20 protein-coding genes and 1 pseudogene are annotated in these 16,355 nt (G+C 52.8%); 18 read left to right on the top strand and 3 right to left on the bottom strand.

Features of this window, described 5'->3' with window-relative positions; all coding sequences use genetic code 11:
• Positions 1–49 precede the first annotated feature (49 nt).
• The 10 genes and pseudogenes from GSF01_RS19945 to GSF01_RS19905 all read left to right on the top strand — a co-directional run bounded on the left by GSF01_RS19945 (position 50) and on the right by GSF01_RS19905 (position 7,183).
• Positions 50–578 (top strand): annotated as a pseudogene (locus GSF01_RS19945) (response regulator transcription factor).
• The gene (locus GSF01_RS19940) at positions 575–1,966 is read left to right on the top strand and encodes a sensor histidine kinase (RefSeq protein ID WP_159887054.1); all 1,392 of its coding nucleotides are present in this window, start codon (positions 575–577) and stop codon (positions 1,964–1,966) included. Before GSF01_RS19945 ends, GSF01_RS19940 begins: the two are co-directional and overlap by 4 nt.
• Positions 1,967–2,047: 81 nt before the next feature.
• The gene (locus GSF01_RS19935; RefSeq protein WP_159887053.1) at positions 2,048–2,491 is read left to right on the top strand and encodes a hypothetical protein; all 444 of its coding nucleotides are present in this window, start codon (positions 2,048–2,050) and stop codon (positions 2,489–2,491) included.
• Positions 2,492–2,801: 310 nt separating this feature from the next.
• On the top strand, positions 2,802–3,251 hold the full coding sequence (locus tag GSF01_RS19930; protein ID WP_159887052.1) for a hypothetical protein: 450 nt from the start codon (positions 2,802–2,804) through the stop codon (positions 3,249–3,251).
• Positions 3,252–3,330: 79 nt separating this feature from the next.
• Entirely contained in the window at positions 3,331–3,609 is a 279-nt protein-coding gene (locus tag GSF01_RS19925; RefSeq protein WP_159887051.1) for a hypothetical protein, read from the top strand.
• 61 nt (positions 3,610–3,670) lie between these two features.
• Positions 3,671–4,990: a glutathionylspermidine synthase family protein gene (locus tag GSF01_RS19920; protein ID WP_159887050.1), complete on the top strand. Its 1,320-nt coding sequence runs from the start codon at positions 3,671–3,673 to the stop codon at positions 4,988–4,990.
• 16 nt (positions 4,991–5,006) lie between these two features.
• A complete protein-coding gene (locus GSF01_RS19915) occupies positions 5,007–5,441 on the top strand; it encodes a DUF350 domain-containing protein (protein ID WP_159887049.1) in 435 nt (144 codons plus the stop codon).
• 19 nt (positions 5,442–5,460) lie between these two features.
• Positions 5,461–5,850, top strand: a complete 390-nt coding sequence (gene gloA2, locus GSF01_RS19910; RefSeq protein WP_159887048.1) for an SMU1112c/YaeR family gloxylase I-like metalloprotein — start codon at positions 5,461–5,463, stop codon at positions 5,848–5,850.
• Between the two features lie 230 nt (positions 5,851–6,080).
• Positions 6,081–6,212 carry a hypothetical protein gene (locus tag GSF01_RS30080; protein WP_268893726.1) on the top strand — a complete coding sequence of 44 codons (132 nt, stop codon included), beginning with the start codon at positions 6,081–6,083 and terminating at the stop codon, positions 6,210–6,212.
• A 176-nt stretch (positions 6,213–6,388) separates the two neighbouring features.
• Positions 6,389–7,183: a (2Fe-2S)-binding protein gene (locus GSF01_RS19905; RefSeq protein WP_407945781.1), complete on the top strand. Its 795-nt coding sequence runs from the start codon at positions 6,389–6,391 to the stop codon at positions 7,181–7,183.
• 154 nt (positions 7,184–7,337) lie between these two features.
• On the opposite strand, the gene GSF01_RS19900 is transcribed toward GSF01_RS19905, so the two are convergent.
• Together GSF01_RS19900 and GSF01_RS19895 are read right to left on the bottom strand one after the other, a co-directional pair.
• The gene (locus GSF01_RS19900) at positions 7,338–8,180 is read right to left on the bottom strand and encodes a hypothetical protein (protein WP_159887046.1); all 843 of its coding nucleotides are present in this window, start codon (positions 8,178–8,180) and stop codon (positions 7,338–7,340) included.
• A gap of 252 nt (positions 8,181–8,432) precedes the next feature.
• Complete coding sequence (locus GSF01_RS19895) at positions 8,433–9,200, bottom strand: sulfite exporter TauE/SafE family protein (RefSeq protein ID WP_159887117.1); 768 nt, start codon at positions 9,198–9,200, stop codon at positions 8,433–8,435.
• 210 nt (positions 9,201–9,410) lie between these two features.
• Here GSF01_RS19895 and GSF01_RS19890 point away from each other — a divergent pair, with 210 nt between their 5' ends.
• The 4 genes from GSF01_RS19890 to GSF01_RS19875 all read left to right on the top strand — a co-directional run bounded on the left by GSF01_RS19890 (position 9,411) and on the right by GSF01_RS19875 (position 12,207).
• Positions 9,411–10,376 (top strand): 3'-5' exoribonuclease YhaM family protein, encoded by a 966-nt coding sequence (locus GSF01_RS19890; protein WP_159887045.1) that lies wholly within the window; start codon positions 9,411–9,413, stop codon positions 10,374–10,376.
• A gap of 139 nt (positions 10,377–10,515) precedes the next feature.
• The gene (locus GSF01_RS19885; RefSeq protein WP_159887044.1) at positions 10,516–10,635 is read left to right on the top strand and encodes a sporulation protein YjcZ; all 120 of its coding nucleotides are present in this window, start codon (positions 10,516–10,518) and stop codon (positions 10,633–10,635) included.
• 231 nt (positions 10,636–10,866) lie between these two features.
• Positions 10,867–11,784 carry a heme o synthase gene (gene cyoE, locus GSF01_RS19880; RefSeq protein ID WP_159887043.1) on the top strand — a complete coding sequence of 306 codons (918 nt, stop codon included), beginning with the start codon at positions 10,867–10,869 and terminating at the stop codon, positions 11,782–11,784.
• Between the two features lie 39 nt (positions 11,785–11,823).
• Positions 11,824–12,207: a hypothetical protein gene (locus GSF01_RS19875; RefSeq protein ID WP_159887042.1), complete on the top strand. Its 384-nt coding sequence runs from the start codon at positions 11,824–11,826 to the stop codon at positions 12,205–12,207.
• A gap of 88 nt (positions 12,208–12,295) precedes the next feature.
• Here the strand turns inward: GSF01_RS19875 and GSF01_RS19870 are convergent, their stop codons facing one another.
• Positions 12,296–12,514 carry a hypothetical protein gene (locus GSF01_RS19870; protein WP_159887041.1) on the bottom strand — a complete coding sequence of 73 codons (219 nt, stop codon included), beginning with the start codon at positions 12,512–12,514 and terminating at the stop codon, positions 12,296–12,298.
• Positions 12,515–12,657: 143 nt separating this feature from the next.
• Here GSF01_RS19870 and GSF01_RS19865 point away from each other — a divergent pair, with 143 nt between their 5' ends.
• The 4 genes from GSF01_RS19865 to GSF01_RS19850 all read left to right on the top strand — a co-directional run bounded on the left by GSF01_RS19865 (position 12,658) and on the right by GSF01_RS19850 (position 16,344).
• Positions 12,658–13,320: a hypothetical protein gene (locus GSF01_RS19865; protein ID WP_159887040.1), complete on the top strand. Its 663-nt coding sequence runs from the start codon at positions 12,658–12,660 to the stop codon at positions 13,318–13,320.
• A 49-nt stretch (positions 13,321–13,369) separates the two neighbouring features.
• Entirely contained in the window at positions 13,370–13,621 is a 252-nt protein-coding gene (locus GSF01_RS19860) for a YolD-like family protein (protein ID WP_159887039.1), read from the top strand.
• Positions 13,622–13,818: 197 nt separating this feature from the next.
• Positions 13,819–14,604, top strand: a complete 786-nt coding sequence (locus tag GSF01_RS19855) for a glycoside hydrolase domain-containing protein (protein ID WP_159887037.1) — start codon at positions 13,819–13,821, stop codon at positions 14,602–14,604.
• 159 nt (positions 14,605–14,763) lie between these two features.
• Entirely contained in the window at positions 14,764–16,344 is a 1,581-nt protein-coding gene (locus GSF01_RS19850; protein WP_159887036.1) for a histidine kinase N-terminal 7TM domain-containing diguanylate cyclase, read from the top strand.
• Positions 16,345–16,355 lie beyond the last annotated feature (11 nt).

The raw sequence follows: 16,355 nt of genomic DNA, 5'->3' as shown, positions 1-16,355 counted from the left end.
CGGGCTTATGCCTAGTGCATGAGGAGGAGTGTAAGCGAAGAGAACCCGAATATTGGTTGCAGATGATGATCCTCATATACGTGAGCTGCTACGGCTCGTCCTGAGAAGGGAGGGTTATCTCGTATATGAGGCGAAGGATGGGGGAGAGGCTGCCGGTCTGCTAGAGACGGATTCGGTGCATCTGGCAATCGTAGATGTGATGATGCCGGTAAGAGATGGCTGGGAGCTGTGCCGCGACATTCGCGAAAACTACGACATCCCTATTATTATGCTGACGGCCCGGGGAGAATTGGTCGACAAGGAGCAAGGATTTCTGTCCGGCACGGACGACTACTTGGTGAAGCCGTTTGAGCCTAAGGAGCTACGAACTGCTGGCTCAGCTGGCTGCGAATGCGGGCCGGATCTTCACCCGTGAGCAGCTGCTTCAATTGATCTGGGGAGGGGATTATGAAGGGGGAAGCCGGACAGTCGACGTTCATATTAACAGGGTACGAGACCGTTTTCAGAAGCAGACGGACGATTTTACCATCAATACGATGAGGGGGTTGGGATATAAGCTCGAGGTGCCCGTAGGATGAAGACATTATATATCCGAATCTTTCTCACCTATGTAGTCATTGCCATAGTAAGCGGTATGCTGGCGCTTTTGTTGACTAACTGGTATTATCTCGATGCTTTAAGGACCGTCAGCGAGCGCAAGGCGCTTCACTTGGCGAGCGAGCTCCGCTCCTTATATGAGGAACTGACCGGGGCTGACCTCGCTGTCTATTTGTCCAAGATGGGAAACATGGGCTTTCAGATCTATGCGGTCGACGAACAGCTGCAAGGGTCATTCTACGGCACTCCTTTCCGGAATACGGAATTGAGCGAGGAGTCTATTCGCCGGGTACTTCGCGGTGAGACCTATCAGGGTTTAGTAGAGGAAAGCCGGCTGCTGATGGTCAGAGGTTATTTTGAAAATAGCTTGGCGAATACGGTGGGACTTAGTATAGAGTCGAACGGGCAGACTTATGCGCTGTTCGTACGCCCTGATATGCAGCAGCAGATCGGCGAGGTCCGGAACTTGCTGGCGGTACTTCTGGGATTGTCGTTTATACTCAGTATTTTGTTCATGATGGTATGTACCCGTTACCTTGTCAAGCCTGTCAAGCAGCTCACGCAAGCTACGAAAGTACTGGCCGGGGGTGACTATTCCTTCACGATCGACCGGCAGGACGAGCTGGGCGATCTGTCCCGTCACTTCGCCCAAATGGCTGAGTCGCTAAAGCAGCTCGATGATATGAGGCAGGAATTTGTAGCTAATGTCTCCCACGAAATCCAGTCTCCGTTAACGACGATTCAGGGCTTTGCACAGGCGATGCGTTCGGGAGAGGCCACGGGGAAGGATGCAGAACGGTACCTGGCTTTGATCGAAAAGGAAAGCCGACGCTTATCCGGTCTTGGCAAGCAGCTGTTAACTTTGGCAGCGCTCGACAAGGAAGAGGGCGTCAAAAAGACATCCGTCTTCCGGCTGGATGAGCAGATCCGGCAGGCGTTGATCGTGACGGAATGGCAGTGGACGGAAAAACAGCTGACTCTGGAGCCCGAACTGGAGGAAGTCAAGATAGCGGCTGATGTCCAGCAGTTATTCCAGGTTTGGCTCAATCTGATTACAAATGCGATCAAGTTTACTCCGGTAGGGGGCTCGATCTGGATCAGCCTGCCAGCCGGTTGCGAGGAAGCGGTTGTAACTATCCGAGATTCGGGTGCGGGCATACCCGAAACGGATCTGCCTCATATCTTCGAGCGGTTTTATAAATCCGACAAAACCCGGAGTCGTGACGAGTCGTCGGGCAGCGGATTGGGGCTGTCCATCGCCTGGCAGATCGTTGCCCTTCATGGCGGAACAATAGACGCGCAAAGCGAACCTGGGCAGGGGGCTGTCTTTCGAGTTAGCTTGCCTCTTAGGGGGGAGTCCGAATCGTAAGGCGTTGTTTACCGTCCGTTTATAAAGCGGTTCTACAATGAGAGGGGTGAAGGACACCAACAAGAGAACGGAGGCTGCAAGATGTTCGGTTTTATGTTATTTCTTCATTTTTCAGGCTTATTCGTCTGGCTCGGTGCGCTGCTGGCTATAGTCGTGGTTTTGTCGGCAGGGAAGCGGCAGCAGGGCTCCTCGGAGCTGCGGACCCTGGGGATGCGACTGATAAAGATTTTCCAAGGGCTCGGCCATTCGGGAGCGGTAGCCGTGCTGGCAAGCGGCGTGGTTATGATCGTCAGTATGGATCTCGGGAAGAACAAGCCTCTTTGGCTGGAAGTGATGGAGAAAGGCGGCGGGACTTTGATCCTGTTGGCCCTGGTGGTGCTGGGCATCATGGGAAGTCGGCTGACGAAGAAGCTGGCGGAAGGCGGCCAAGCAGGAAACTCTCATGCCTCCCGCTATATCACGATCGTCTCTGCCTTTATCATCCTGATTGCGGGGGTTATGCTGGCAGTCAGTATCAAAATCTAGCAGGTGTTCGGGGGTTGGCCCCTCCTGCCTAATAGTTTATAGAGGGGGAGCGGTCTTTAACGCTCTCCTTTTTGCGATGTTCGCGATGATGCATCCGCTAGTCTTTATAGAGGACAGGCTGCCAAGAGTTGCCCGGTTGTTCGGTTGTTGTAACCGTCTGAGTCCAAGTCGCAACTTTCTAACGGATAACTGCGTCTAAGCCAAAGGAAACCACCTTAGATTGAGCAAAGAAACGAATCCGGTTCTTATTTCGTCCGTATATCATGGGTATGAACGGATAAATATGGATTTTGGCAGAGGAGGAGAGGGCTTGGCGCGCTTGGAGTATCGACTGTATAAGGAGAGAAGCGAAACGTTCCCGGTTCTTTACGAGTACGACCAGATCGGAAGGGATGAGGCTGCGCTCCGGTTCGCATGCGACTATTTCGTCAAGGACGGTCGGGTATTTGAGAAAACGTCCTGCGCAGTAGAAGAGCAGCTTTATGTCATCTATGTCAAGGAAGCTTCGGATGAGTGTACTATGCCTTGGCGAAGGCCGGACCAGGACGGACCGCGAGGCATCTATATGGAGCTGAGGGAATACCGGGAGGGCACGGCCGATTACCGGCTTGTGGAGACGTTCAGGTTTGCCGATACTCTCGATGCGATGCTGCATATGCAGGCTAATTACTTGTACGCCGAGGATCGCGAATGGGAAAGGTCAAGCACGGAGGTCGATGAAGACCGCGAGACGTATGTTTTCTATGCGGAGCCCGTGTAAGGAATGGCAACGAGGGAAGAAGCTTCTTACAGGTAGTGTTAGTCGGTTCGTATATGAACAGCGGAGAGGGGAGTTCAACTTGGATATTTGGAAGGGCAGCGGCCGGACGCATCGCATGCTGTCTCTATTCGTCGCCACCGCGCTCGTGGCAGCCGGTACAGCGGGCTGCTCGGACAATAAGTGCGTCGACCGCAACAAGGACGGGTATTGTGACGATGGAGGCGGAGGGCGTTCCGGCTATTACGGCGGGGGGAGCGGCGGAAGCTCCGGCAACCAGCTGAAAAACGGCGCCTCAACCGGCACATCATCCGGCATCAGTAAGGGAGGCATCGGCAGCAGCGGAAGCTCCAGCTCCTAACAAGGGCGGAAGCGGATGGCTGGAGCCAAAGTAAGCTCTTACGACGAAGGAGGTGCAGGGGATGCAACGCGACAAGGAAGCCGGCCGTGAGCTGCCTTCCGGATACGCCGCCCGGCGCGAGACGCTTTATGAGCCGCTGCGCCGCGACGGCGTATTCACATGGGATCGCATGTACGGTGAAGAATACGCACTGGCCGATCTATACCCGATCAGCCCCGGGGAGCTTGCGCAGATGCGGGAGGCCGCGGAGGCATTGGGGCGTATCTACGCCAAGACGGTGAGCATCGTACAGCAGGGCGGTCCGCCATTGTGGGCGGAATTAGGTTTACCGGCTGCAGCCTTCGATACATTGCGCCTGCGGTTTGATGAGTCCGTGGCGACGATGATCGGAAGGTTCGATTTTGCGAGGACGAGGGAAGGCTGGAAGATGCTGGAGTTCAATAGCGATACGCCGACGGGCATCGTAGAGGCCTTTCATGCCAACGGCGTTATTTGCGCGGCCTGTGGCGAAGCCGATCCGAACGAGGGCTGCGAGGAGCAGCTGACCGAAGCTTTTCAGGATATGCTGAACCGCTACCGGGAGGAAGGTTATCCGACGGAAAGGATCGTATTCAGCGCGCTTGGCTGGCATGAAGAGGATGCGGGAACGACGCGCTATCTGATGAAGCTCTCGGGGCTGCCGGGAGCGGGGTTTGTACCTCTGGAGGAGCTGCGCGTACAGGATGACCGGCTGCTGGCTCCTCTGGATAAGCTGCCGGAAGCTAGGGACTCCGCCGAGCCTGCTATGGAGCCGGTCGATGTATGGTACCGACTTCACGCGCTGGAGAAGCTCGCCGAGGATCAGGACACCGACGGATATCCGACAGGAGTCCGTGTACTGGAGCTGATCGGGGAGGGGCGACTGGCGATTATGAATCCGCCCTCGGGCTTCGCCGCTCAGACGAAAGCTATGCAGGCTCTGATCTGGAGCCTGCACGAGACGGGACAGTTCTACACGGAAGAGGAACAGGCTGTAATCGGACGGTACATGCTCCCGACTTATATGGAGCCTGGCCCGCTGGCCGGGGCTTCTTACGTAGGCAAGCCGATATTGGGCCGCGAGGGCAGCGGCGTCACGATCTACGATGGCGGCGGGGAAATCCTCGAGACCAGCGGTGAGCTGGACTATGCGGAGCAGCCCATGGTCTATCAGCCGTTCGTCGAGCTTCCGCGCGTCCGGGTGGAAACGTTGAACGGTCCGTTTGAGGGGCGGCTGCTTTGGGGCTGCTTCCTTATCGACGGAGTCGGCTCTGCGGTGATTGCGCGGGTCGGAGGGAATATAACGAGCAATATGGCGTATTATTTGCCATGCGCCCTGAAGGAAATGGAAAACGTTACATAAGCGGGAGGTCGGAGTCGTGAGCCAGTTGGACAATGTGTTAAGCTTTTTGATTTACCTGGGAGTGACGGTTCCCTTGATGGGGCTGGGCATCTTCTTTTTTAATCTGGTTACCCCTTATAATGAATTCAAGCTGATCCGCGAGGCAGGGGAAGTGGCCAATCCGGCAAAAGCCGCAGCAGGCAAAGCCGCTGCTTATGATCTGGGCGGCAAGCTGATCGGGCAGGTGTTTGTGCTGGCCTCGGCGGTTTACCACTCCGTTAGTATTCTTGATCTGATCATCTGGGGACTGCTTGGGATTGCGTTCCAGATCATCGTATTCTATCTCTTCGAGCTGCTGACGCCCTTTCGTGTGACGGCCGAAATTCCCAAGGGGAATGTATCGGTGGGTATTTTCTCGTTCTGCCTAAGCCTTGCTTCAGGCCTGCTGATGGCATCGCTCATAAGTTACTAATCGAAGGAGAATCAAGCTCATGCTATCAATCAAGCGTATCCATCACGCTGCTGTCATTTGTTCGGATTATGAAAGATCGAAGCGCTTCTACGTCGATGTGCTCGGTCTGGGCATTGTGAATGAAACTTACCGCGCCGAGCGGAAATCGTATAAGCTCGATTTAAGAGTAGGGGAGCAAGATCAGATTGAACTGTTCTCCTTTCCTGACGCCCCTGAACGGCTCAGCTATCCGGAAGCTCGCGGCTTGCGGCATCTCGCCTTCGAGGTGGACGATATCGAGGCGGCCGTGGCCGCTCTTACGGCCCAAGGCATTGAGGTCGAGGAGATCAGGACGGATGAAACGTCCGGCAAACGCTTTACCTTCTTCGCTGACCCGGACGGCCTGCCTCTTGAGCTGTATGAATATTAGGTGCGAAAGTCTTCTTCCGGAATCATTAATTTGATCGAATTATATGAGACGCTAGGCTGGGCTGCATCGGACTTTCCGATGCGGCCTTCTTCGCGTTGCTCCTCGAGGAAGTCCGCTTACCGAAATCTAACGCTGCCCTAACAGATTTCCAACAAAGCTTTGATATGCTTGACCTAACAAAAAGATGCGGCTTGGCAGTTAGGCAGGGCGCTCAGGCGGGAGGCAAGGGGATGGAGAATCGGCTTACGGTAGGTGTTGTTTTTGGGGTGCTGCTGAGTATCCCCTTGTGGATATCGGTGATCGGATGGCTTCGGTGGCTGGCTGCTTTAGGGGCTCTAGCTATTCATGGCTTCACGGGTTAGGCTTACGATTCTCCATTTCGACCAATGGGCTTCCGTCCGACGATATTTCTTTTTCCAACGGGATGGAAAATGATCCGCGTTTCGATTATAATTGAAAATGAAAATCGTTATCATACATAATCGATTCATGAGTCGACTCAGAATGGTTGACGCTTGAAGGAGGACGATAAGTCGTGATGGATCATGCCTTAATGCAGAATAAATTTTATATTCGAACCGCAGAGCCGGGCCAGCTGCTCTGGTCATGTCCTGCAGCAAAGCTGCTAAAGCCCGACAAAATGAGCCGTTTTCTTGAGCTGTACGGCCAAAGAATCAAGGCGCTTGAACCTGCGGCGGCGGCCGTTTATTTCGGCAGCTGGATCGGTTTCCTGGCTTTGGGACAGCAGTACGCCGTGTCGACGTATAATCAGTCTTTGGATTTGTCGCTGGGTAGTCTGGACATTCAGCTCTTCGAACAAGAGGGCCGCACGCTGTTCTCTTTCAAGCTGGGGCAAGCAGGCATAGTCAACGCTCCCGCTGAAGCGAGCGAGCGGGAAGATTGGCTGCGGACGTCGTTCGAAGCTCTATACGGCGGCACGCTTAGACCGCTGCTGGAATCGGCGGCGGAGGCTGGAGGCGTAGCGGTCGGCCAGCTGTGGGGGCAATTTCCAACCAAGTTCAACTATAACATGGACTTCTGGTTGGCCGATGCCCTCCAAGAGGAGCTGCGTGAGCGGATTAAGGAAGATTATCGGTATCTGCGCGAGGAGCTTCCGGCGGAAGTGTTCGGGCGCAGTAAAAACCCGATGGATGTGAAGATACGCTATATCGAAGATATGAAACATCCGGATAAGCAGGTGAGGATTAAAAATGCCTGCTGTCAGTTCTACCGTACGGAAGGCGGCTACTATTGCTACACATGTCCTAGGATGAAGGAAGAGGAACGTGCCGAGCGTCGGGAGCAAGCCAGAGCGGCGGCGGCCTCGGTCTAGCCGTTCTCCAAGCAGCTGATCAGAAGAGACTTATCGAGCAGGGCGGATGGGAGCTAAGGGAGGGGGAAGTGAACCCCCTCTCTTTTGGCGTTTACCCCCTTTCGACCGGACGTTCCATCCTGATAGGCAAGGAAGGCCGGCGCAGCAGCCGAAGTCAGCCGTGCTGCAGGTGCTTGGCCTGGACATCGACGGAAGCAACCATGTCCTGCCAGAATAAATCATGCGTTGGGGCGTACAGTTCATAGAAGGGTACCTTCTCGATTGCTTTTCGGCACATGGCGATGGTTTTAGTTGTATCGCTGGGGTCCAGTGGTTTGAGATACAGGCAGCTTTGGAGCTGCTGGACGGCATCCGTGCGTCCCACTGGCGAATGGCGGATGAGCGGCGAAGGCCGCTGCGAGTAATAAGCGCCAACCTCGCATGTAAGATGAATGTCCTCCGGCTGGCGGCAGGTACCTTTGCGAAATGGAGAATTAAAGGCGCGTACTTCTCCTCCCGATACCTTGAGGATTGCCACTTCATCGGACAATAGCGCGCACTTGGGTGGCGGCGGCAGGAACCCTGCCTCCGGACGCCCGGCAGGAAGCATGAACAAGTAGGCTTTGCTGCCTTCGGCGATCGTGGAGGCGCCTACAATCAAGCCCCATTCGCGCTGAGTAATCAAGGCGTTGTACAGCAGAATCAGGGCGTATTCCAAAGCAGATTCGTCGTAGGCTTCGATCGCAGCCTCAGAGCAGTCGCGAGAGGCCGTAATCAACAGATCACTTTGGGAGTAACGAATACGGTCAGCCGTAAACCTGATTTGCGGCAGACGGGAATCCTTGGGTGAGCCATAGCCCATATTGACGCTGATGATCATGTCCAGCCGTGAGGCAAAGGTGTAGCTTGTGGCCGGTACTGCGCTAAATGTACGTAATGCCCAGGTATAGATGGTTTCGGAAGGAAGCTCAACGGCCAAACGGTGCTCGGCAATATTCAGCTCCAGCAAATAGGACATGGATATCCCCCTTCAAGGGTCATGTTTATGATACTAAGTGTAACTTAAATTAGCTGCGATGAAACGAGATAAGCTATTGTTTAACTTGATTAAATAATGGTTGATAGCAACTCTTACATAGGTAAATATATGTTACATTATGTATCAAGTCAAGCGGATTACGTAAGGTTTTTCACAAAACGACAGGCTGTCGAACCCTCGTTTTTTAAGTAAGCGGGGCAAGCAGCGAGTACAGAGGGAAGCCAAAGCCGCTCAAGAGATGATCAGCTTGATACCGCTGATTAGAATTAGCACCGTAATAGCTAGCCGGAGCGGTTTTGCCGGCATTCGGGATGACCATTTGCTGCCCAGCAGAACACCGGGAATCGAGCCGATCAGCAATTGAAAGACCAGTCCATATTGGACGTGGCCGAAGCCTATATGCAGCAAGCCGGCGGCGGTTACGAGCAGAAAAGCATGGGCCACATCAGTCCCGACCAGCTCTGCCGAAGAGAGCCGGTAGAACCACATCATGGCCAGGGCAAACAAGGAGCCCGAGCCTATCGAAGTGAAGCCAACCAGAAAGCCAAGCACAAAGCCTATGGTGATCGTAAGCGGAAGCTTCCTCTGGAGCGGGAGCTCCTTGAGAGCGGAAGTGCGGCCTTCTTTGATCATGAACTGGATCAGATTCAAGAGGGCGACGATGACCAGCATATATCCCAGTGCATGACGAATAATCAGATCCTGGTACGTATGAAGCGGAGGGTACCATTTCAACAGCAGGATTGATGCTGCTGCGCCGGGTAAACTGCCTAGCGCGAATTGCCGGGCCAAAGCGAGATTAACCGTTCTCTGGCGCAAGTGCTGAATGCTGCCGAACAGCTTCGTAGCCGAATTATAAACCAAGTCGGTGGCGACGGCTGCCAGAGGCTGCACGCCTGCTGCTACTAGAAGAGGAGTGAGCAGCGAAGCGCCTCCCACGCCGGTCAGGCCGATCAATATACCGATAAATGCGCCGATTGCCATGAGCTCGAGTTCGATCGCATATCCCCCCTTGTACATGCTCTGTGCTTGTATTAACACTATGCAAAGCACGGGGAAACATGACTTGTCTGCTCATTTGTTCCGAAAAGACGATAAGCTTGATCTGGGCGCCCGCATGCCTTACAGTTAAATAAGGGTTAAGTTGGGGCAAGCGGCCTTGTCGCATGTTGGCGGGAAGGTCTGGCGCAAGAGAGGGGAATAAGACTAATGACATCCATTAAGAGCTTTACGGACGGCGAAGAGGTCACCGGTTATTTTTTATTAAAACTGGCAGAGGTTAAGCAAACGAACGCTACACCGCCAAAAGCTTATTTTGATCTGGTCCTTGCGGACAGCACCGGAGAAATTTCAGCCAAGCTTTGGGACATTTCAAGCACGGACAGGGAAACGTTTTTCTCGATGATGCTGGTAAAGGTTCAGGGCGTGGTGCAGCTGTACCGAGACAGGCTTCAGTTAAAAATAGCGCGTATCCGCAAGGTAACTCCTGAGGATAACTGCTCCATAAAGGATTTCCTTCGCACTGCTCCGGTGGAAGCGGAGGATCTGCTTGCCGCGATCGCTAGCGCGGCTGCAAGCATTCGAGACACAGATATCCGGGCGGTCGTCGACTTCTGTATAGCCAAGGCAGGCGATAAGCTCCTGCATTATCCGGCTGCCAAAGGTATGCATCACGCCTACTATTCGGGCCTCGCTTACCATACGGCGCGTATGCTGGAGCTTGGCGAGTTCATTGCCGGACAGCGGCCGTTTCTGAACGCTGATTTGCTGAAGGCCGGCATTATCCTGCATGATATAGCCAAAACCGAGGAATTGAATGCGGAGCTAGGCGTTGTGCGGGAGTACAGTTTAACAGGAAAGCTGCTCGGCCACATATCGATCGCATCCGGCTGGATTACCGAGGCCGCTATTCGTCTGGGGCTGGATTCCGAGGCAGAGAAGCTGGTCGCTCTTCAGCATCTGGTGCTGTCCCATCACAATCTTGGGGAATGGGGAAGCCCTGTGCAGCCCCAGCTTCCGGAGGCGGTAGCCTTGCATCACATCGACCAGCTGGATGCTAAGCTTCAAGCAGCCGAGGATGCGCTGGCCTCGATGAACGATACGGACGAATGGACCGCGCCGGTACGGGTATTGGAGAACAAGCCTCTTTACCGGATGAAGTCGCCGGGGATGTAACCCGGTTTCCATTTTAATGAAGTAAGCCTTGACCGGTATAAGCATCCAAACAATAAAGGCGGAACTGGTCAAATGCACAGTCAGTAGAAGACACCGTGTAATATGATGGATTATCTTCAGTAAAGGGAGGTTTTCCTAAATGGGTTTTGTTGGCGGTGCAGGGGCAAGCTGCGGTGGCTTCGGCGGTTTTACTTCCACGGGTGAGATTCTGGTGCTCTTCATTTTATTGGTTATCATAACCCGTGCATTCTTTATTTAACAGGATAACTGGAAGGGGCTGTAGACACGCAGCCCCGTTTCTCCTATATGAATACAGGCAGTGTCAGCTGACAGCCAGAACATCCGGCTGTTTTTTAGCGTGGAGCGATCTAGCTTCTTTAATTGACAATCTTCGGACATAGAATTAACATGCCATATAGTGTATATTTTACTTGATAGATAGATTACGATACGATAGTTCATCTCGCGTAAAGGAAAAGGGGAATATGTTATGCAAAGGGGAGAGGGCCTCACGTCGGCTAAGCAGCCCATGTCCAAAATTTTGGCTCAGACGGTTAAAACCGGGATCATCAAATCAAATCTTATTCCTATGTTTGCCGGATTGACATTGGCTCTATATACATATCGGATTAGTTTGCTGGACAAGCTTCCCGAAATCTTGTTGGCCTTGATCGGTTCCGCTTTAGTTATGGGGGCGGCAGGGGCTTTTAATAACCTGTATGATCGCGATATTGACTCGATTATGGAAAGAACGAAACAAAGACCGACGGTTACCGGTGAGATTAGCCCCCGTACCGTTCTATGGCTTGCTATCTTCATGACTATATTGGGTTTGACAGCACTTGCGTTCACAACGCCGCTAGCTGCTCTACTCGGTTTTCTAGGTTTGTTTTTCTATATCGTACCCTATACCATGTGGAGTAAGCGAAGAACGATTTATAATACGGAGATCGGAAGTATATCCGGGGCCATGCCTCCTCTGATCGGGTGGGCGGCTATTTACCCGGACGTCACACATCCTGCAGTTCTTGGACTTTTTGCGATTACCGTTATTTGGCAGATGCCTCACTTTTATGCGATAGCGATCCGCAAGCACGATGAGTACAAAGCGGCCAAGGTTCCCATGCTTCCCGTTGTCAAAGGGATGAGGAGAACCTATATCCAAACGAATATTTATTTACTTGTATTGATTGCCAGCAGTTTTCTGTTTGTCACCTTGAGCAGCGGTCTTATGCTGGTTGCTCTTCTTCTAAGTATTTCGTGGCTTCTCTTAAGTGTCTTGGGCTATTCAAGAATGAACTCGGAAAAATGGGCAAAGTCCATGTTCCTCTACTCTCTTCTTCATATGACGGTTTTATTTTCGACGGTCATCATCTACTCCCTGATGGGTATTTTGTTCGATCTATAGCAGTCAGCAAGCTGCTCGCGCCACAATAGCCGAAGAGGGGTGTCTAACCTGGCATTTATCGTAAAGTACCTGGACAAAGACGACCAGATCCGGAAAGAAATCAAGTTTCACATTCGTTCCTCAGCGGATGAACGGCTTGGTCTGCTTCTGGAGGAGGGTCATACGGATGTGGAGCTTGATACCAGCTCAGAGCGTAATGGAGTCAGCCTTTCGCTGATGATCTTAGGGATCCTCTTGGTCGCGCTGGGCATCATCTACGGCATGCTGCTGGGTATGTCCGTTTCTCCCTTCCATATTGAGGCTGCGGTCTTATGGATGGCACTGGGCCTCACGGCAGGCATGCTGCTGATCGGATTAGGAGAGGCCGTCCACCTCCTCGATCGGATTCATAACAAATTAAATCGCGCGGAGAAAAGGAGATAAGGCTGTAGCGGCAGGCGAAAGAGCCGCCTCCGGACCACTGGTGAGTCAGGCTGCGGCAGCATACTTGGATAGAAACGAGAATCGGGAGTCAGCGTCCGAGACGTGGCTTTCCCGAGGCATTATTGGTCGCGTGTCCATGATCAGAATCCGAACGGGGAGCTTCCTCGTCCTCCCCCTCTAGCTGATCCATCATAGCCTCTACGTAATCGCTTATTTTATCGGTTGCCGCGATATCCTGCTGATCCTCCGGCGTTGTAATCCCGGCGAAGGTGCCGGATACATCGGGTTCTCTCTTGTGGTTAGCCATTCGGCATCGTTCCTTTCCCATACTTTTTAGAATATACCTTACATTACCCATTCGGGGTTTAAGTGATTCAATGTCAGGACCTTGCCAGGGCAGGATCATGGAAACGAATGTCTGCAGATCCGTCGTAAAGAGGGGGTACAAGTGTGGATCTGATCTATATCATCTTGGGCTCCATCGATATTATGGTCTTGCTGGCACTCATGCTCCAGATTTTCCGGTGGCCGTTTTTCCGATATTGGAAGGGACTTCTGCTTATTGCCGTGCTTTGCTCTGTCGAGTCCTATGTGATGAGAAATATAATCGGTGCGCCTGAGTGGGACGTGATCATCCAAGGCTCGATCGTGATCCTTGGCTTGATTTACTCGCTGAAGGTGCCTCTCTATCATGCTTGGACTTTGTCCATAACCGGCTGCCTGGCCTTTGCGGTCGTTCAATCTCTCGTATTGAAGGGGCTGGGCGTCTTCGGCATGTTAAGTATGGAGATTGGAGTCGATATCAAGGGTATCGGGGCTTTTATCCCGCAAATGCTTAGTCAGCTTACCGGGATTGCGTTATCCTATATGCTGTACAAGCTTCGACTGGGTTTTACATTCGTGACAGGCCCTCCGTATGCGCAAGTCCGGTCCATCTATGCCGTTCGATCGCTTTCGTTTATCTTTCACTTTCTGGCTGTGCTGATCCTGGCCGGCGGGATGGTTTGGGTCGTGCGATTTGGAGACAGAGCGCTCGATATTATTATTTTCACTGGCATACCGGTGCTGGCCGGGCTGATTTATTTGGCCTATCAGGAAGAAAGCAAGGCGTGATCAAGGCCAGAGCTTCAGCTAGATAAGTTATTAATCGGGAGGTGAAGGAATGGCTAAGGCAAAGGTGGCCAAGCGGCCTACACGAGATGAATTCGAATTGGAAGAGTTGGGTAATCAGTTGGTTGAGGCTAAGAATGAGGACTCGGAAATTGTGCTGACGGTATGGGGCTGGGAGGAACAGGTGCGGGGAACGATCGTTCAGATGGATTCGCGCACCAAGATGGTCCATATCTCGTTTCATGAGGAAGTCACGAAGGTTCCTTTTATGGACATTATGAAAGTAGAATATCCGCGGGATTAAACTATGCAGGCGGTTCTCTCAGGAGAAGGCCTGTTTTTTTGTTTTTATTGTTCATCAAAGCGCTAGCTTGCCAGCCCATCCACCTGAAGGGCCCACACGGACAGGCGTCAATGGGAATATCTTATCCATAGAAAGGGATAAGCAGTCGTCTGGGGGCTAAAGCTTCGAAAGCTGTCGGGTGGAGGGGGAATGGAACTATGGCCAAAGGCTTTGATTGCGCTGCACCGCTGAATGCAGCAACAGCTAAGTTGTTTGCCAGCCAGGGCTTTACGTTCGTGGGTCGGTATTTGGCCGAAGCAGGCTCCTGGAAAGGGTTGTCGCCCTCCGAGGCGCAGCTGATCATGGAAGCCGGCTTATATATCGTTTCGTTCTTTGAACGCTATGCCAATCGAGTACGTGAAGGAGCCGCGGCCGGCACTGCAGACGGCAGGCTGGCGCTCCAATATGCGCGAGAAGTCGGACAACCTCCCGGCTCTGCGATCTATGCGGCCGTGGATTATGACGCTCCGCCAAGCGACTTTCCTGCGATCGCTGCGTATCTGGAGGCATTCGATGCGGCAATCGTCGGCTACGAGCTGGGCGTCTATGGCTCTTACCGTGTCGTCAAGGCTATGCACGAACGCGGACTTGCTTCCAAGCTTATGCAAACCTACGCCTGGAGCCGCGGCCTGAAGTATGATCCTATTAGCATCTATCAATATAAAAACGATGTAATCGTTAACGGTATCGGGATTGATTATAATGAGTCCAATGGGGACGCAGGAGGGTGGAAGAAAGGGATGGCTATCCTACCGAAGCCGGTACTCGATCCTGGAGTTGCGCAGACGGTGATCAACACGTGGATAAAAAAATCCTGGGCGGAGGCTGAGGCCGCCAAGCAAGGCGCAACGGCTGACAAGATCCTGGCATTGACCGAGCAGCAAAAATATTACAATCAATTGGCAAATGCGCTAAGAGACGCTTCGGGTTTGCCGCGTGAATGAGCAGGGCAAGGCCTGCAAAAATCTCCCCCTGTCAGCTTTGGCTGTCAGGGGTATTTTTTTCAAAGTATAATGCTCGGGCACGTTATATTTGGTATAGTGAGTATAAGCAATCCGGTATAGTCCAACATACCTATACAACTTTAATCCTGGGAGAGACAAATGGAGCATTCTATCACGATGTACATTACGATTGTGGCGACTTCCGGCGTATTAACTTTGTTTCTGTGCCTGTACGCGATTGTGAAAAGACAGGAATTGTCAGGGCATAGGACCTTTGTCCTGTATACGGCTGCCCAGTCGGTCTATATTTTCGCGTGTGCCTTCGAAATGGCAAGCGCTTCCGTGGAAGAGGTCAAAAGGTGGACGGTCGTCGAATACATAGGCATCTCGACAGCTCCGGCACTCGGCTTGATGCTCGTATTGAACTATATCGGGAAGCCGGTTTCACGTAAGGGTATTGCTCTGCTCTTTGTCATCCCTATCCTCACGATGATTATGGTCACGACCAATGATGTCCATCTCTTAATGTATACGTCTGTCGAATTCGGTACTGAAACCTCGGGGCCCATCGCTAATATGGACATCGGGCCGTATTTCATCGTTCATGGCTTGTTCACGCTCGCCTGTATGATGACTGCGGCGATATTGCTGATGAGGGTGTGGAGGGAAACGAGGAAGAATTACCGGCGGCAGCTGGTTACGCTCATTTTCGGCCAATTTCTTCCCCTGCTTGCTGCCTTTGTCTATCTGATGGGGATGACCCCCTACGGCATCGACCCTGTACCGATTGTACTGTTTGTGACGTCAGCCTTGTATATTTGGGCCATGGTGTCCACCCAGATGCTGACCGTCGTACCTATTGCCAAGGAGATTATTTTTGAAAGTATGGGGGAAGGAGTCCTTGTGCTCGATTCCTCCTTGCGCCTGATCGATTATAACGGCACGGCGGCCCGTATGCTGCCGGGTTTGAGTTCGAGCATGATCGGTATCAAGCTGGATGAAGCCTGGATCCGGCTAGCTGGCTATCCATTTCCCGTCAAGTTAGGAGAGGGGGACGTTCAGGAGGAGCTTGTCTGGTTTGCACAGGAGCAGGAGTCATATTATCAAGTCCGGTATTCCAGTCTGCGTGGCCGGGCGGGGGAGCGTGTGGGCAGCCTGCTGATGCTGATCGACGTGACGGAGCAAAGAAGGCTTCAGGATCAGCTGAAGAAGCTCGCTTATTATGACGGTCTAACCGACATTTTGAATCGGGCTACCTTTATACATCGAGCTCAAGAGCTGCTGCGACAATCGGAGCAGGAGGGCCATCCGATCGCCTGCATCCTGCTCGATATCGACCGATTCAAGCATATCAATGATACCTATGGACATGATGCGGGTGACAGGGCGATCGTGCATGTCGTTGCCGTTATTCAGCGCCTGTTGTCACGGGGCGAACTTTTCGGCCGATACGGAGGAGAGGAATTTGTTATCCTCCTTCCGTCTCCATCGATCCGCGAAGCCGGTGAGACGGGGGAGCGCATTCGCCACACGCTGGAAGAACACCCGCTGGAGATCGATGATCGACGGCTTGTTATTACGGCGAGTTTTGGAATCTCTCATTCATCAGGCTCGGGCAACTCTCTGGAGGTGCTGCTGCGTGATGCGGATGCCGCTTTGTATCAAGCGAAGCGGGAAGGGCGCAATCAGGTGCGGCTTTTTGAAGATGGAGGGGCCGGGACGGAGCGCTCAGCCATATAAGCAAGCGACGC

The sequence above is a fragment of the Paenibacillus puerhi genome (assembly GCF_009846885.1).
GTDB lineage: Bacteria > Bacillota > Bacilli > Paenibacillales > NBRC-103111 > Paenibacillus_G > Paenibacillus_G puerhi.
The sequence above is the reverse complement of the archived record's forward strand: the minus strand, read 5'-3'. Positions and strand labels throughout refer to the sequence as shown.

What these genes read in the sequence shown, in the direction of transcription:
- GSF01_RS19940 (WP_159887054.1), top strand. Translation starts at nt 575, where the DNA reads ATGAAGACATTATATATCCGAATCTTTCTCACCTATGTAGTCATTGCC.
- GSF01_RS19935 (WP_159887053.1), top strand. Translation starts at nt 2,048, where the DNA reads ATGTTCGGTTTTATGTTATTTCTTCATTTTTCAGGCTTATTCGTCTGG.
- GSF01_RS19920 (WP_159887050.1), top strand. Translation starts at nt 3,671, where the DNA reads ATGCAACGCGACAAGGAAGCCGGCCGTGAGCTGCCTTCCGGATACGCC.
- gloA2 (WP_159887048.1), top strand. Translation starts at nt 5,461, where the DNA reads ATGCTATCAATCAAGCGTATCCATCACGCTGCTGTCATTTGTTCGGAT.
- GSF01_RS30080 (WP_268893726.1), top strand. Translation starts at nt 6,081, where the DNA reads ATGGAGAATCGGCTTACGGTAGGTGTTGTTTTTGGGGTGCTGCTGAGT.
- GSF01_RS19905 (WP_407945781.1), top strand. Translation starts at nt 6,389, where the DNA reads ATGGATCATGCCTTAATGCAGAATAAATTTTATATTCGAACCGCAGAG.
- GSF01_RS19900 (WP_159887046.1), bottom strand. Translation starts at nt 8,180, where the DNA reads ATGTCCTATTTGCTGGAGCTGAATATTGCCGAGCACCGTTTGGCCGTT.
- GSF01_RS19890 (WP_159887045.1), top strand. Translation starts at nt 9,411, where the DNA reads ATGACATCCATTAAGAGCTTTACGGACGGCGAAGAGGTCACCGGTTAT.
- GSF01_RS19885 (WP_159887044.1), top strand. Translation starts at nt 10,516, where the DNA reads ATGGGTTTTGTTGGCGGTGCAGGGGCAAGCTGCGGTGGCTTCGGCGGT.
- cyoE (WP_159887043.1), top strand. Translation starts at nt 10,867, where the DNA reads ATGCAAAGGGGAGAGGGCCTCACGTCGGCTAAGCAGCCCATGTCCAAA.
- GSF01_RS19870 (WP_159887041.1), bottom strand. Translation starts at nt 12,514, where the DNA reads ATGGCTAACCACAAGAGAGAACCCGATGTATCCGGCACCTTCGCCGGG.
- GSF01_RS19860 (WP_159887039.1), top strand. Translation starts at nt 13,370, where the DNA reads ATGGCTAAGGCAAAGGTGGCCAAGCGGCCTACACGAGATGAATTCGAA.
- GSF01_RS19855 (WP_159887037.1), top strand. Translation starts at nt 13,819, where the DNA reads ATGGCCAAAGGCTTTGATTGCGCTGCACCGCTGAATGCAGCAACAGCT.
- GSF01_RS19850 (WP_159887036.1), top strand. Translation starts at nt 14,764, where the DNA reads ATGGAGCATTCTATCACGATGTACATTACGATTGTGGCGACTTCCGGC.